General features: G+C 70.6%; 16 protein-coding genes and 1 riboswitch. Of the genes, 12 read left to right on the forward strand and 4 right to left on the reverse strand.

The window, feature by feature from the left end:
* Nucleotides 1–3: 3 nt before the first annotated feature.
* Nucleotides 4–933, reverse strand: coding sequence for a cytochrome bc1 complex diheme cytochrome c subunit (gene qcrC, locus ACQ7HM_RS16570; protein WP_434217323.1), 930 nt, complete (start codon nt 931–933; stop codon nt 4–6).
* Nucleotides 934–1,000: 67 nt separating this feature from the next.
* The gene (ctaE, locus tag ACQ7HM_RS16575) at nt 1,001–1,612 is read right to left on the reverse strand and encodes an aa3-type cytochrome oxidase subunit III (protein WP_434217324.1); all 612 of its coding nucleotides are present in this window, start codon (nt 1,610–1,612) and stop codon (nt 1,001–1,003) included.
* Between the two features lie 80 nt (nt 1,613–1,692).
* On the opposite strand from ctaE, the gene ACQ7HM_RS16580 reads away from it, so the two are divergent.
* Both ACQ7HM_RS16580 and trpD read left to right on the forward strand, forming a co-directional pair.
* Complete coding sequence (locus ACQ7HM_RS16580; RefSeq protein ID WP_434217325.1) at nt 1,693–2,163, forward strand: hypothetical protein; 471 nt, start codon at nt 1,693–1,695, stop codon at nt 2,161–2,163.
* Between the two features lie 82 nt (nt 2,164–2,245).
* Entirely contained in the window at nt 2,246–3,346 is a 1,101-nt protein-coding gene (gene trpD / locus ACQ7HM_RS16585) for an anthranilate phosphoribosyltransferase (RefSeq protein WP_434217503.1), read from the forward strand.
* A 21-nt stretch (nt 3,347–3,367) separates the two neighbouring features.
* Here the strand turns inward: trpD and ACQ7HM_RS16590 are convergent, their stop codons facing one another.
* Nucleotides 3,368–3,643, reverse strand: coding sequence for an Lrp/AsnC family transcriptional regulator (locus tag ACQ7HM_RS16590; RefSeq protein WP_045823103.1), 276 nt, complete (start codon nt 3,641–3,643; stop codon nt 3,368–3,370).
* A gap of 49 nt (nt 3,644–3,692) precedes the next feature.
* Nucleotides 3,693–5,456 (reverse strand): DEDD exonuclease domain-containing protein, encoded by a 1,764-nt coding sequence (locus ACQ7HM_RS16595; RefSeq protein ID WP_434217326.1) that lies wholly within the window; start codon nt 5,454–5,456, stop codon nt 3,693–3,695.
* A 219-nt stretch (nt 5,457–5,675) separates the two neighbouring features.
* Here ACQ7HM_RS16595 and ACQ7HM_RS16600 point away from each other — a divergent pair, with 219 nt between their 5' ends.
* From ACQ7HM_RS16600 to ACQ7HM_RS16645, 10 genes are all read left to right on the forward strand, one after another.
* The gene (locus ACQ7HM_RS16600) at nt 5,676–5,969 is read left to right on the forward strand and encodes a hypothetical protein (RefSeq protein ID WP_434217327.1); all 294 of its coding nucleotides are present in this window, start codon (nt 5,676–5,678) and stop codon (nt 5,967–5,969) included.
* A 110-nt stretch (nt 5,970–6,079) separates the two neighbouring features.
* Nucleotides 6,080–6,280, forward strand: a riboswitch (cyclic di-AMP (ydaO/yuaA leader).
* A 15-nt stretch (nt 6,281–6,295) separates the two neighbouring features.
* Complete coding sequence (locus ACQ7HM_RS16605; RefSeq protein WP_055789961.1) at nt 6,296–6,889, forward strand: C40 family peptidase; 594 nt, start codon at nt 6,296–6,298, stop codon at nt 6,887–6,889.
* 199 nt (nt 6,890–7,088) lie between these two features.
* Nucleotides 7,089–8,117 carry an NlpC/P60 family protein gene (locus ACQ7HM_RS16610; RefSeq protein WP_434217328.1) on the forward strand — a complete coding sequence of 343 codons (1,029 nt, stop codon included), beginning with the start codon at nt 7,089–7,091 and terminating at the stop codon, nt 8,115–8,117.
* A 29-nt stretch (nt 8,118–8,146) separates the two neighbouring features.
* Nucleotides 8,147–9,454: a hypothetical protein gene (locus ACQ7HM_RS16615; RefSeq protein WP_434217329.1), complete on the forward strand. Its 1,308-nt coding sequence runs from the start codon at nt 8,147–8,149 to the stop codon at nt 9,452–9,454.
* A 14-nt stretch (nt 9,455–9,468) separates the two neighbouring features.
* Nucleotides 9,469–10,587, forward strand: coding sequence for a glycosyltransferase family 4 protein (locus ACQ7HM_RS16620; RefSeq protein WP_434217330.1), 1,119 nt, complete (start codon nt 9,469–9,471; stop codon nt 10,585–10,587).
* A gap of 111 nt (nt 10,588–10,698) precedes the next feature.
* The gene (locus tag ACQ7HM_RS16625; RefSeq protein ID WP_434217331.1) at nt 10,699–11,112 is read left to right on the forward strand and encodes a hypothetical protein; all 414 of its coding nucleotides are present in this window, start codon (nt 10,699–10,701) and stop codon (nt 11,110–11,112) included.
* Nucleotides 11,113–11,116: 4 nt separating this feature from the next.
* Nucleotides 11,117–11,554 carry an SRPBCC family protein gene (locus ACQ7HM_RS16630; protein ID WP_434217332.1) on the forward strand — a complete coding sequence of 146 codons (438 nt, stop codon included), beginning with the start codon at nt 11,117–11,119 and terminating at the stop codon, nt 11,552–11,554.
* Between the two features lie 23 nt (nt 11,555–11,577).
* A complete protein-coding gene (locus tag ACQ7HM_RS16635) occupies nt 11,578–12,723 on the forward strand; it encodes an ArsA-related P-loop ATPase (protein ID WP_434217504.1) in 1,146 nt (381 codons plus the stop codon).
* Between the two features lie 96 nt (nt 12,724–12,819).
* Complete coding sequence (locus ACQ7HM_RS16640; protein WP_434217333.1) at nt 12,820–13,200, forward strand: hypothetical protein; 381 nt, start codon at nt 12,820–12,822, stop codon at nt 13,198–13,200.
* The gene (locus ACQ7HM_RS16645; protein WP_434217334.1) at nt 13,197–14,174 is read left to right on the forward strand and encodes an ROK family protein; all 978 of its coding nucleotides are present in this window, start codon (nt 13,197–13,199) and stop codon (nt 14,172–14,174) included. Before ACQ7HM_RS16640 ends, ACQ7HM_RS16645 begins: the two co-directional genes overlap by 4 nt.
* Nucleotides 14,175–14,188: the final 14 nt, after the last annotated feature.

Genomic DNA, 14,188 nt, shown 5'->3' on the forward strand with positions numbered 1-14,188 from the left:
CGCTCATGAACGCGATCCAATCCACATCGCCGATGCGACGACGGCGATGACGCCGACGACCCACATCGCCATACCCTCCGACACCGGTCCGAAGCCGCCGAGCGCGTAGCCGCCCTGCGGGTTGGTCTCGCTGGCGTACTTCACGTAGCCGATGATGTCCTTCTTCTCGTCCTCGGTGAGCTGACGATCGGAGAACTTCGGCATGTTCTGCGGGCCGGTGAGCATCGCGGTGTAGATCTGCTGCTCGTTCGCCGGGTCGAGGGTGGGCGCGTACTTGCCCGAGGACAGGGCTCCGCCCCGACCGGTGAAGTTGTGGCACGACGCGCAGTTCAGGCGGAACAGCTCGCTGCCGCGACCGATGTCGTTGCCGCGCAGCTCGCCCTGGGCCTTCACGGGGTAGCCGTTCTCCACCTTCACGGTGCCGTCGGCGTTGTGCTCGTAGACGACCGACGGACCGCCGCCGACCGACTGGACGTAGGCGCCGAGCTGGTCGACCTGGGCCTCGGTGAACTTGGCCGGCTTGCGGGCGGCCTGGGCCTCACCGCGCACCGCGGGCATACGGCCCGAGGACACCTGGAAGTAGACCGACGCGTCACCGACACCGACGAGCGAGGGCCCGCGGTCCTGGACACCGTCGAGGTTGCGACCGTGGCAGGTGATGCACGAGGTCTCGTAGAGCTTCTTGCCGTCCTGGATCAGGGCGGCGTTGGTCTGCGCATCGGCGGTGGCGACCTGGGGGGTCGGGGTGATCGCCGTGGCGAGTCCGCCGGCCACCATCAGGCCCGCGAGCAGGAGCAGGGCGCCGGTCGCGCGACGACGGAGCTTGCGACGCGACTTGGCGCGCCGGGCATCGGTGCGCTGGGTGCCGGGGCTGCCGGCGCCGACCCCGTCGACCGAGTCGTCGGCCGTGGTGGGCGGGGGAGAAGAACTCATCTCTGCTCTCTCTGGTGGTTGCGGGCTGCGAGCGTGCGATCGTCGGCCGAGGCTGGTCGGCGTCGGATCACCGGATGAAGTAGATGGTCGCGAAGAGGCCGATCCACACGATGTCGACGAAGTGCCAGTAGTAGGACACGACGATCGCGGCGGTGGCCTGTGCCGGGGTGAACTTGCTGAGCTTGGTGCGGATCAGCAGGAAGATGAAGGCGACCAGACCGCCGATGACGTGCAGACCGTGGAAACCGGTGGCCATGTAGAACACCGACCCGTAGGCACTCGACGACAGCGTCGTGCCCTCGTGCACCAGGTGGTAGTACTCGTAGCCCTGTCCGGCGACGAAGAACGCGCCCATGACGAAGGTGAGGATGTACCAGCGGCGGAGGCCGAAGACGTCACCGCGTTCGGCGGCGAACACACCCATCTGGCAGGTCACCGACGACAGGATGAGCACCGCCGTGACCGGGATGGCCAGGAAGAGGTTCAGCTCCGTCGGTTCCGGGGGCCAGTTGCCACCCGAGTTCGCGCGTGCGACGAAATACATCGCGAACAAACCCGCGAAGAACATGAGCTCACTGGACAGCCAGACGATGGTGCCGACACTGACCATGTTGGGACGGTTCAGAGAGTGCACCCTCGAGGTGATGGCTGTGCCCGAGGTACCTGCAGCGCTAGTCACCTAGGAAGTATGACGGTTCGTAGTAACCGATTACCAGCTGGGTGGGAGAAAATGTCACAAATGATCGAGGAGTGCTGCTCATGGCCCGTGACCTGAACGGACACCCCGTCGCGACCGGGGGTCTGCAACGCCTGTTCGGACGCCTGCGGGGCGGTTCGGGGGCGGCGTCGGAACCGGTGCCCGGTGATTCCGATCTCGTCGTCGTCGCGGAGTGTTTCGACGACACCGCGGCGGCCTCGACGGTGCTCGCGGACTCGGCCTGGCGCGAGTCCGACCAGGCGGTGCTGCGACACCTGTTGGAGATCCCGTCGGATCAGATCGACGCCGTGGCCGACACCGCCGCGCAGGACGGCTACGAGGTCGTCGACGCGGGCGACATCGACGGTCCGACCGCCGAACCGGGGCCGGGCATGACGCGCGTCGCGTTGGCGCGCACGCAGCTCGTCGACGCGTTGCACTGTTCGCAGGAGCGTTCCCGCATGGCGGGCCTCGGTGCCCGCCACGACGGCACCGTGCTCGGATGGCAGGTGTTGCAGCGGCCGGTGGCCTGACCCCGTTCGCCCAACCGGTGCGCGCAGGGCGCCCGGGAGGGCGAATACGCTCACCGTCATGAATCCCCGTGGTGACCGCAGGATGGCCGATCGGTCCGGTGTCGTGGAGACCACCGTCGCGACCTGGCCGTCGGTCCTCGGCGCACTCGCCGACGGCGGCGACCTGTCGGCCGACCGTGCGCGCTGGGCGATGAACGAGATCATGTCCGACAACGCGACCGCCGCCCAGATCGCGGCGTTCGGTGTGGCTCTCAAGATCAAGGGTCCCGTGGCCGAGGAACTCAACGCGCTGGCGGCGGAGATGCTGGCGCACTCGGTGCGGGTCGCGGTGGACGGGCCCGCGGTCGACATCGTCGGGACCGGCGGCGACCGGTCGAACACCGTCAACATATCGACGATGGCGTCGATCGTGGTCGCCGCGGCGGGGGTCGCGGTCGTCAAGCACGGCAACCGGTCGGCGTCGTCGCGCAGCGGCGGTGCCGACGTGCTGGAGAGCCTCGGGGTCGACATCACCTTGCGCGCCGCCGACGTCGCCCGCAGCGTCGCGACCCTCGGCATCGGCTTCTGCTTCGCGCCCGTGTTCCACCCGGCACTCCGGTTCGCCTCGGCGCCGCGCAAGGAGATCGGCATCCCGACGGTGTTCAACGTGTTGGGCCCGCTGACCAACCCCGCGCAGCCCTCCAGCGGACTGGTGGGGTGTGCGTTCGCCGATCTGGCGCCGGTGGTCGCCGAGGCCTTCGCACGGCGGGGCAACTCCGTCCTGGTCGTCCGGGGCGACGACGGTCTCGACGAACTGACCACCACGACGACGTCGACGGTGTGGGCCGCCTCGCACGGGACGGTGCAGGTGTCCACGTTCGACCCGACCCGCATCGGGGTGGCGCGCTGCGACCCGGCCGAACTCCGTGGCGGCGACGCCGACCACAACGCCGGGGTGGCTCGCGACCTGGTCGCCGGGGTCCCCGGTCCGGTGCGCGATGCGGTGCTGCTCAACGCCGCGGGGGCGATCGTCGCCCACGATCTCGCCGCCCACGATCTCGCGGCCGACGACGCGTCCGATCCCGTCGCCCTCGGCGACGGCGACCTCTACGGGCGCATGGAGTCGGCGATGACGCATGCGGCGGCCGCGATCGACAGCGGCGCCGCCGCCGATCTGCTGACCCGGTGGGCGGCGTTCTCCTGATCCGTCACCGGCGCGCGGGCGTCACTCGCCGATCGAGAACCCGGCGTCGACGTCGGAGCTGGAGAACGTCTTGAAGGCGATGTGCGTCGCGGTGTGGCGCACCCCGGGCAGCTTGTTGATGGTGCCGGTGACGACCGCCGCGATCTGCTCGTGGTCGCGGACGGCGACCGTCGCGATGAGGTCGACGTCGCCGGCGCACGAATAGACCTCACGCACGCCCTCGACGTCGGCGACGGCCTGCGCGGTCTCGTCGATGGCGTGGACGTCGGCGGATATGAGGACGATGGCCGTGATCATCTGTCCGAGTCTATGGCGACGGTCGCGTCGATCGGTGCCGACGACGCGATCAGCCCGCGAGGGTGAGCAGTTCCCTCGACCGTGACCGCGCGACGCCCGCGCGGTCACGCCACTGCGACCACCGGGCCGTCGATCGCACCGGCATCACGAAACCCTCGGTGCTGCAGACGATCCGGGTGCCCGGCGTCACGAGCCACGCGTGCACCAGCGCGGCCTCCTCGGCCGCCGCGCCACGCAGCGGTCCCGGGCCGGGCAGCACAGTCTCGGCCGACGCCGCCAACGCCTCGGCGATCGCGACCGGTGGGGCGCCGCGCACCGCGACACCCGCCGCGGCGAGTCGGCCGTGTCGGATCACCGCGAGCTCCCAACCGCCCGCGCCGTCGGATCGCGCGGCGACCAGCTCGGCGATCGCACACAGTGACGCCAGCCGCTGGCATCGCTCCAGTGCCGACAGCGTGGTCGACAACTGGTCGCGCAACCGCGCCGCGGTCTCGAACATCTCCGCCGTGGCCAGAATCTCGAGGCGGTCCAGAACCGACTCGAGCGGCGAGTCGTCGTCGCCGAGGAGGACAGCCCGGGCGCGGGCCGCGATCGGTGCGTAGTCCGCAGCGCTCATCGGTTCGGCGCCGGCGCCCCGACACCCGCCGACCGGTCGTCGTCCGGCATCGGTGAGGCCGCAGGAATGGTGCCCCGACGCCCCGATCCGCCGGGTGCACGTCCGTAGCCCGCACACGTCGGCCACCAGGTCGGCCAGGGCGGCGGCGTCGGAACGCACCCGCACCGGTCCCACCGACACCGCGCCGGGGCGGCGGCTGACGGTGAAGCGGGGGAACGCCTCTTCGGTGAGGACCACCCACCACCCGGCGTGCGGTGTCTTCGATCGGCGGTTGTAGGCGGGGGTGTGGGCGGCGAGCAGCCGCAGCTCCCGCACGCCGGCCTCGAGCCGGTGGGCACATTCGACGTGGTCGACGCGGGTGGCCAGCGAGATCATCTCGCGCATCCGCGGCCTGGTCTCCGAGCCGGTGAAGTACTGCCGTGTGCGGCGGCGCAGATCGGTGGCGGTACCGACATAGAGGACCTCGCCGGACGGGCCGCGGAAGAGATAGACCCCGGGGCGGGTCGGCAGGCCGTCGGTGATGGTGCGTTTCGCGCGCTGGGCCGTGGTCAGACCGGGCAGGAACTCGACGAGCTCGCGATAGGTGTGGACGCCGAGGTTGCCGACCCGCTCGAACAGGGCGTGCATCACCTCGACGGTCGCGCGGGCGTCGTCGAGGGCGCGGTGGGTCGGGGTGGTGCCGACGGCGAACAGGCGGGCGAGGGCGGAGAGCTTCACCGTCGGCGCCTCGTCGCGGGGCAGCACGCGGCGGGCGAGGGTGACCGTGCACAGCACCCGACGGAACCGCCACGGGCGACCCTGGGCGGTCGCGGCGGCGCGCAGGAAGCCGGTGTCGAAGCGGGCGTTGTGCGCCACGAGGACGCAGCCGTCGGCGAACTCGAGGAACGCGGGCAACACCTCCTCGATCCCGGGGGCCCGGTAGACCATCGCCTCGGTGATGCCGGTGAGGGCGACGATGTGCCGCGGGATGGCGCATCCCGGGTCGATCAATGTGGCGAACTCGCCGAGGATCTCGCCCCCGCGCACCTTGACCGCGCCGATCTCGGTGATGCGATCGGCGACGGGGCTGCCGCCGGTCGTCTCGAGGTCGACCACGACGAAGGTGGTCTCCCGGAGCGGGGTGTCGTTGCCGAGGTCGCCGATCTCGTCGAACGCGAGTTGCACGCCGTGCTCTTCGACGCCGATGTCGGCGGTCACGACGTCGCCGTGTCGACGGGGCCCGAGTGATGAGGGTGACGCATGAGGCGAACGTTAGTTCGACGCCCCGACAACGTCCGCCCGGCCCGCGACCCGGGGCGGGTTGTCGGAGGGGGTGTCTAGCGTCCCCGTCGTACCGGCTGACACCGGTGAGAGACCGCGGATCGGACAGCTCGACGCTGTTGCATTCCGCCCGAACGCCCTCCCGACACAAATGAGATGGAGATCACAATGCACATCGACTGCGCGACGTGTCCCGGTCGTCCCCGCTCCTGCGACGGCTGCATGATGACCGTCTTCGTCGGTCTGCCCACCGCGGTGAACAGCGCCGATGGGCTGCGCTCGGTGCCCTCGCCGGCCGCCCTCGACGTCGACGCGGTCCGCGACGCCGTCGAGGTGTTCATCGGACTGGGCCTCGTGGGCCCGTCGGCGAGGCGCGAACCGATCGTCACCGAAACCGGTGGTCACGACCCCCAGCACCTCGCTGACGTGCGAGAACTCCGCGCAGGGTGACCTTCCGCGCGGCAACGCGCCGAACTCGTGTCCCGGTGGACAGATCGACGTACGGTTTCGTAACCTTTCCGAGACCTTGCGGGGTGTCCCGCGACGCACAGTCGCGGATCGCGAGGTCACCGCTCAATCGCCCCTCGGGGCGAATCGGGGAACCATCACTTCGGACCCAGTCCGATCGGGGTGAATCCTCCGTGTGTTCGAGCGGCCGGTCGGGATCAGATCTCGCACGTCCGCGCGTCGTCACGGGGGTAGGGCCAAGTCTTCCGGCCCGAATCCGACAGCTAACCCGGTAGGCGGTCGAGGAAGATCTGAGGAGAACTCGCTTCGTGGCGAAACATCGTTTGGAACAGCCGAGCACCGGTCTCAAGACGGCGCGAGGAGCAGTGATCGCAGGGTCGATCACGCTGGGCACCGTGGCGATGGGGGCAGGACCCGCGCTGGCGGCCCCGGTGACCGTCCCCGGCATCGGGACGTTCGAGATCCCCGGCATCACCGAGAACCAGATCCCGCCGCAGTTCAAGGCCAAGCCGAAGCCGAACGGCCCCGAGTCGTCGCCCGACCTCTTCGGACGCAACGGCGCACTCGGTCAGCGCGCCGCGTCGGCCGCACTCACCCGCATCGGCTCGCCGTACGTCTACGGCGCCGCGGGCCCGCGCGCCTTCGACTGCTCCGGACTCGTCTACTGGTCGTTCAAGCAGGCCGGCAAGACCATCCCGCGTGACAGCTACGGCCAGCTCGGCGGCGGTCGTCCCGTGGCCGAGAGCGACCTGCGCCCCGGCGACGTGGTCATCTTCAACGGCGGTTCGCATGCAGGCCTGTACATCGGCAACGGCACCATCGTGCACTCGAGCACCGAAGGTGTGCCCGTGCAGAAGGCCAGCCTCAAGTCGATGGATTTCTACGCCGCTCGGCGTTACTGAGCGACACCCGGCCCTCGGTCGAACCGACTGTCACCGAACGCCCCTCGCGGGGGTCCGATGACGGCGTATCGTTCCGGCGGACGCCGGTGGGTGGCAGGAATTCTCCCGGTCGCGCCGACTGCCCATCGGGCGTCGTGAACCGGGAACCGGTGTGGTGGAAGTGGTGATTCGACGAATGCGCGTGGTGACGGACAACGCGATGGCGCGTGCGATCACGGCGATCCAGATGGCTCTCGTGCTCACGGTCGCGCTCGTCCTCGCCGTCACTCTCGCCGCACCGGCCGCCGCCGAGCCGCGCTCGCCCGACCAGCTGCTGACCCGCTACACCTCGCTCGGTCGTGAGGCCGAGCAGTCGGCCGAGGCCATGCACCGTGCCGAGGAGCAACTCGGGCAGCGACGCCGCGACGTCGCCGCGGCCGACGCCCGCGCCGCCACGGCGACCGCCACCCTCGACGGTCTCTCCTCACGACTCGACGAACTGCAGAATCGTGTCGACGCGCTCGTGCGCGCCAGTTACCGCGGTGCGCGCGTGAACCGCCTCTACGCCGTGCTCGTCTCCGATTCCCCGCAATCACTGCTCGACCAGATGTCGGGCCTCGAGATGGTGTCGCGGCAGACGTCGGCCGACCTGCGGGCCTACAAGAAGGCCAGCGCCTCGGCGACCGCGGCGCGTGCCGAGGCCGTCGCCGCGCGGGACTCCGCCGCGAAGGCGCTCGCCGCCGTCGACAAGACCCGCGGCGACCTACAGGCCAAGCAGAGTGACCTGCAGTTGCAGATCGCCCAGGTCAAGGCCATCTACGAGTCGCTCACCGGCAAGCAGCTCGCCGCCCTGCGCGGACCGAACATCGATTTCGACGCCTCGCTCATCCCGAAGGGCACCGCCGCGGCCGTCGTCGCGGTGCAGGCCGCTCTGACCCGCATCGGCGACCCGTACGTCTGGGGCGCGACCGGCCCCGCCCAGTTCGACTGCTCGGGGCTCATGGTGTGGGCGTTCAAGCAGGCAGGTGAGACGTTGCCGCGATCGAGCGAGTCCCAGCTCTCCGGCGGGACCCCGGTCGACCGCAAGGATCTGCGGCCCGGTGACCTGATCATCTACTACCCCGACGCGACCCACGTCGGCATGTACGTGGGCGACGGGTACGTGGTGCACGCCTCCACGTTCGGCGTCCCGGTCAAGGTCGTCCCGATCGACCAGGCCGGCCCGTACAACTCCGCCCGGCGCTACTGACGGTGCGACGCCACTGGGGTGTGGTCCCGATGGCGGCCGCACTGGTCGCGCTCGCCGCCTGCGGAAACGGCGGCAGCGCGGACACGGCATCGACGTCGTCGACCCAGAACGTCTACGAGCAGCAGCGCACCGACGGTGTGCGCGCGGCCCTCGACCGGTTGGCCACCGCGCAGCGGGCCGGTGACGGCTCCGCGATCGCCGCCCTGATCGACCCGACCGCCGACCCCCGGTTCCGACAGACCCTGATCGCGGAGGGCACGGCGATCCACGACGTGGGTCTGTCCACCCTCGACTACCGCATCGACCCGACGAGCTCGGGTGGTCTCGGCGAACAACTGCTCCCCGAACCGGTCCAGTCCCGGCTCGACGACGCGGGCAGCTCCGACTCCTGGGTCGTACCCACCGTGCTGCGGTACGCCGTCGCGGGCGTCGACGAGCCGCCGGTCACCGTCACCGACCCCCTCGTCTTCGCCCGCTACGGCGACGACTGGAAGATCGTCGGCCAGGCGGGACCGTTGCTCGGGACCTCCGCCGCCCCGCCGCCACAGTTCTTCGACTTCCCGGGCGTCGCCGCGCGGCGCGTCGCGACCGGCGGCAAACAGTCCGTCGTCCTCGACTATCCGGGCAGTCGTGCGCTGGGTGCACGCCTGCAGTCGGCCATGCCCGGAGCGGTCGCCGCGGTCGCGGCGTTCTGGGGGCCCGATTGGCCACGCCGCACCGTCGTCGTGGCGACCGACTCGACGACGGTCTTCTCCGCCCTGTCGAACAGCGCCGCGGCCGACGCGAGCGCGGCCGCCGCCGCGACCGTCTCGGCCTCCGACGCAGCGGTGGGCGGCTACACGGTGGGCCAACGGGTGGTGTTCACCCCTGGCGCGATCACCGGCCTGCCCGGACCCGCACTCGACGTGGTGCTGCGACACGAACTGACCCACGTCGCGGCCCGCACGTCGACCAAGCCGACCGCGGCGACCTGGGTGACCGAGGGCGTCGCCGAGTACGTCGGACGCGCGGGCACCTACCGATCGATCAGCGACGCCGCGCCCGATCTGATGGCCGAGGTCGCGGCCGGGTCGGTGCCGACCGGACTGCCCGCCGACAGCGCCTTCACCGTGTCCGGGGCAGCGGCGCCGGTGGCCTACCAGACGGCATGGTCGTTCGCGGCCTACGTCGCGCAGACGCACGGGACGGCCGATCTGAAGAAGCTCTACCTGTCCCTCGCGGGTGGCCCCAGCACGCCCGCCCAACAGGCGCAGGCCATGACCGCGGCACTCGGTGGTCCCGGCGCCGCGGTGATCTCCGGCTGGCAGCAGTGGCTGCGCGACGCCGCCCGACGGTGACGCGTGCGCCGTCGATGAACCGAACCCTGCTGGTCACCAACGACTTCCCGCCCCGTCCCGGCGGTATCCAGTCCTATCTCCTCGATCTGGTCCAGCGGATGCCCGCACGCGACATCGTCGTCTACGCGCCGCGATGGCGCGACTGCGAGGCCTTCGACGCAGCGCTTCCGTTCACCGTCGTACGCCACCGCACCAGCCTGATGCTGCCGACTCCCGCGGTCGCACGACGGGCCCGCTCGCTGATCGCCGAACACGACATCCACACGGTCTGGTTCGGTGCGGCGGCGCCGTTGGCGGTGCTCGCCCCGCACCTGCGTTCCGGTGGTGCCCGACGGATCGTGGCCAGTACACACGGCCACGAGGTGGGGTGGTCGATGCTCCCCGTGGCGCGACAGGTGCTCGGTCACATCGGGACCCACTCCGACGTGGTGACCTACGTCAGTCGGTACACCCGCAACCGGTTCGCCGCGGCCTTCGGTGCCGACGCCGCGCTCGAACACCTCCCGCCCGGAGTCGACAGCGGTCGCTTCGTTCCCGATCCCATTGCGCGCGAACACATCCGCGACCGACACGACCTGGGCGACGCGCCGGTCGTGCTGTGCCTGTCGCGACTGGTCCCCCGCAAGGGACAGGACGCGCTGATCGACGCACTCGCCGACATCCGGCGCAAGGTCGCCGGTACCCGGTTGCTCGTCGTCGGTGGTGGCCCGTACCGCGAGAAGCTCGAACGGCGTGCACGCGAGGCGGGTGTCGCCGAGCACGTGGTGTTCACCGGGTCGGTCGCGTCGGAGGACGTGCCGCGGTATCACGCGGCCGCCGACGTCTTCGCCATGCCGACGCGCACCCGCGGGGGCGGGCTGGACGTCGAGGGCCTGGGGATCGTCTACCTCGAGGCGTCGGCGTGCGGTGTGCCGGTCGTCGCCGGTGACTCCGGCGGCGCACCCGAGACCGTGCGCGAGGGCGTGACCGGCACCGTGGTGGACGGTCGTGATGTCGCGGCGGTCGCCCTGGCGATCTGCGCGATCCTGTCCGATCGGGTCCACGCGGCGCAGATGGGTGCGGCGGGGCGCGACGTCGTCGTGTCGGACTGGCAGTGGGATTCCATGGCCGCGCGCCTGATGCAGCTGCTGTAGAACCATGGACCGCGAGCGGACACGCAGGGGCGCGCCGACCTGTCGCCGATCGTGGCCACGATGCGGCACTCTGCGGTGTGTGCGCCGGGGTCGATGTGTGAAGCTAGTGCGGTGAGCAGCATCCAGGTGGCCGACGAGACGTTCGTCGCCGCGTCGCCGCACGACGCTCCTCACGTCCTCGCCGACCGGTCCCGCTGGCGGCGATGGTGGCCCGACCTGCTCCTGACCGTGGTCGAGGACCGCCGGGAACAGGGGATGCGGTGGTCGATCTCCGGTGGCGCGAACGGCACCATGGAGGTCTGGATCGAGGAGGTGCTCGACGGTTTCGTCCTGCACTACTTCATGCACGCCGAGCCCGCCGAGGACGGTGATGACCTCGCCGAGGGATCGGCGCGCCGCCGCGCCACACGGCTGGCCTCGGCCAACCACCGTCGTCGCGTCGCCGGACGTGCGATGTCCACCGAGGTGAAGGACCGCCTCGAAGCCGGACGAGCGGCCGGGGAACCGGCCGTGGGGAGAGGGTGAGTCGATGGCCGACCGCACCGAACAATCGATAGTCATCAACGCCGACGCCGAGGCGATCATGGCGGTCATCGCCGACTTCGCGCGCTACCCGGAATGGGTGTCGGCGGCCGACGAGGTCACCGTCACCGATCCCGGCGACGGCGCCCGGGCCAAGCAGGTGCGGTTCCGCCTCGACGCCGGGGTCCTGCGTGACACCTACGAGCTGTCCTACCGGTGGGCCCCCACGGGCGACGCCGTCGAGTGGGATCTGATCAGCAGCGAACTGCAGACCGCGCAGCAGGGTCGCTACTCCCTCGTCCAGCAGACCTCGGGCTCGACGAAGGTCACCTATGAACTCATGGTCGACCTGGCCATCCCGATCATCGGGGCGTTGAAGCGGCGTGCCGAGAAGGCGATCACCGATGTCGCGCTGAAGGAACTCAAGAAGCGGGTCGAGGGCTGATCGACGTGGCGCCGGTCCACGTCGTGCTGGGACCGGGGGGAGCGGGTGTGTCGACCATCGCCGCGGCGGCCGCAGTGGCGCCGGTGCGGGGTGGCTCCGACGGAAGCGCACTCCTGATCACTCTCGACCGGTTCCGGCAGGCGTCGCGGGTGTTCGGTGTGTATTCGACTCCCGGCGTTGCCGTTCCGATCTCGCAGGGCGCGGCGCTGCTCGAGATCGACACCCTCGCACTGCTGGGCGAGGCGTGGTCGGGTCTGCGCGCCCCGGTCGCGGTCGCCGGCGGCACGTTCACCGAGGGCCTCGGTGACATCGATCCCGAGGAGCTGACCGGGCTCCCCGGCATCGCCGAACTCCTCGCGTGGCGCCGTATTCGCGACGAGGCTGTGTCCGGCCGGTGGTCGCGGATCGTGCTCGACTGCTCCGGCGGGATGGACGCCCCGGGCTTCCTCGGTGTCCCGGCGATGGTGGCCGCCTACGTGGAGCGACTCTGGCCGCGACACCGCCGGCTCGCCGGCGCGGCGGAGAACCCCCGACTCACCGGTGGTGCAGCGGTCGTCGACGCGCTGGTAGCCGACTGTCTCGACATCGTCGACCTGTTGGTCGACCCGACCTGTGTGCACGCCCACGTCGTCGTGGCGACCGGTGTCCACGGCACCGAGATGGCGCAGCGCCACGTGGCCGTGCTCGACCTCATGGGCATCGGCACCGCCCAGGTCTTCCGCAATCCCGGTGTCGCCGCAGCGGAACCGCCGACCGACATCGACACCGTGCCGCCCCGCGAGGGTCTCGATCCGACTGTCGTGCAGTCGCTTCCGGCTCCGCCGCGCACCGTCGCCGCCCTTCGCAAGCTCGGCGTCTCGGTCTCCGACCGACCGGGCACCGCGGTCGGGAGCCGGGCTGCGGAGGTCGAGCACCTCTCCGGCACCGGGGTCACCGCGACCTATCGACTGTCGTGGCGGCAACCGCTTCCCGATCCGCGATCTCTGGCGCTCGGTCGCAGCGGTGACGACCTGTTGGTCACGCTGAGCGGCGTCCGCCACCGCGTGTCGCTCCCGTCGGTGCTGCGCCGGTGCACGGTGACCGACGCCCGATGGGAGGATGGCATGCTGAACATCCGGTTCCAGCCCGATCCTCGGGTCTGGCCCCGGACCGGGCAGGGTGTCGACTGACATCCGCCGTCGTCGGGTGAGCGCAACCGACGACAACGACCGATCGATGACGCGTGTCCCGTCGACACGTGTCGACGAGCGCGCCAGGGAGAAGGAATGGACGAATCGGCCCGCGGGGAGAGACCTCCCGACGCGGATCCGATGCGTGCACTCGTCCTCGCGATGCTCGATCGGATCGAACAGTTCGCGACCACCGTCGTCAGCGATCGTGACGGGGGACCGGTCGCCCACGGCGACCGGACGTCGGCCGACATCGGTCCCGTCATCCGACAGGCCGTCGATCAGATGATCGCCGAGATCGGTGACATCGTGACCCGCCTCATCGCCGCGGCCATCGCCGTCCTGGAGGCCATCTCGGCGGGCCTCACCGAAGCCGTCGGAGAACGTGCAACACGCACCGCGACCGCCCGGCCGTCGCACACGACGGGATTCGTGCCGATCGCCGTCGAGGTCGAGACCGGGGAACCGCAGCTGTGACCGGCGATCTGACCATCGGGATCGACATCGGCGGCACCAGCATCCGTGCCGCGGTCGTCGACGAACGCGGTCAGATCGTCGACACCGCGCGCGCCCAGACGCCCGCCACCGCGGGTGCACTCGAGAAGTGCCTGGACCACATGGTCGACCGACTGCGATCGCGGTCGGAGATCGTCGCCGTCGGACTCGCGATCGCCGGTTTCCTGACCCCCGACCGGTCGGTGGTCCGCTTCGCCCCGCATCTGCCCTGGCGTGAGACCGCGGTTGCGGCCGAGATGTCGTCGCGCACAGGACTTCCCGTGTCGTGCGAACACGATGCGAACGCCGCCGCGATCGCCGAGCGACGCTTCGGTGCGGCCGCCGGCGGCCACAACACCATCGTCCTGGCCATCGGTACCGGTATCGGCGTCGGATTCCTCCTCGAGGGGGAGATCTACCGCGGGAGCCACGGCGTGGCGCCGGAACTCGGGCATCTGCAGGTCGTCGTCGACGGCCGTCCCTGCTCGTGCGGCAAACGTGGGTGCTGGGAGAGGTATTGCAGCGGAACGGCTCTCGTCGACAACGTCGTCGAGATCGTCGCCGACGGGAGAATACCGACGAGTGCCCTGGCGCGTGAGATCGCCGACGACCCGGGATCGCTCACGGGTCGACGGGTGGCCGCCGCCGCACACGACGGCGATCCCGTGGCGGTGGCCGCGTTCGCCGACTTCGCCCGCTGGCTCGGTCAGGGCATGGCGATGATCGCCGACATCTTCGACCCCGATCTCATCGTGTTGGCCGGCGGTGTCGGTGCCGCGGGCGGTCTCTTCCTCGACGAGGCGCGCGAACACTACGGCGCGATGGTGACCGGCAGCGGTCACCGACGGCTGGCCCGCATCCGCAGCACCCAGCTCGGCGAGGCCGCCGGGATGATCGGTGCCGCCGCCGTCGCCAGATCCGATCTCGCCGGCGGTGTCCCCGCACTGCGTGGGTGAGTAGAGTCGTCCGC

The organism is Williamsia sp. MIQD14, assembly GCF_051025635.1.
In the GTDB taxonomy this organism is placed as follows: domain Bacteria; phylum Actinomycetota; class Actinomycetes; order Mycobacteriales; family Mycobacteriaceae; genus Williamsia_A.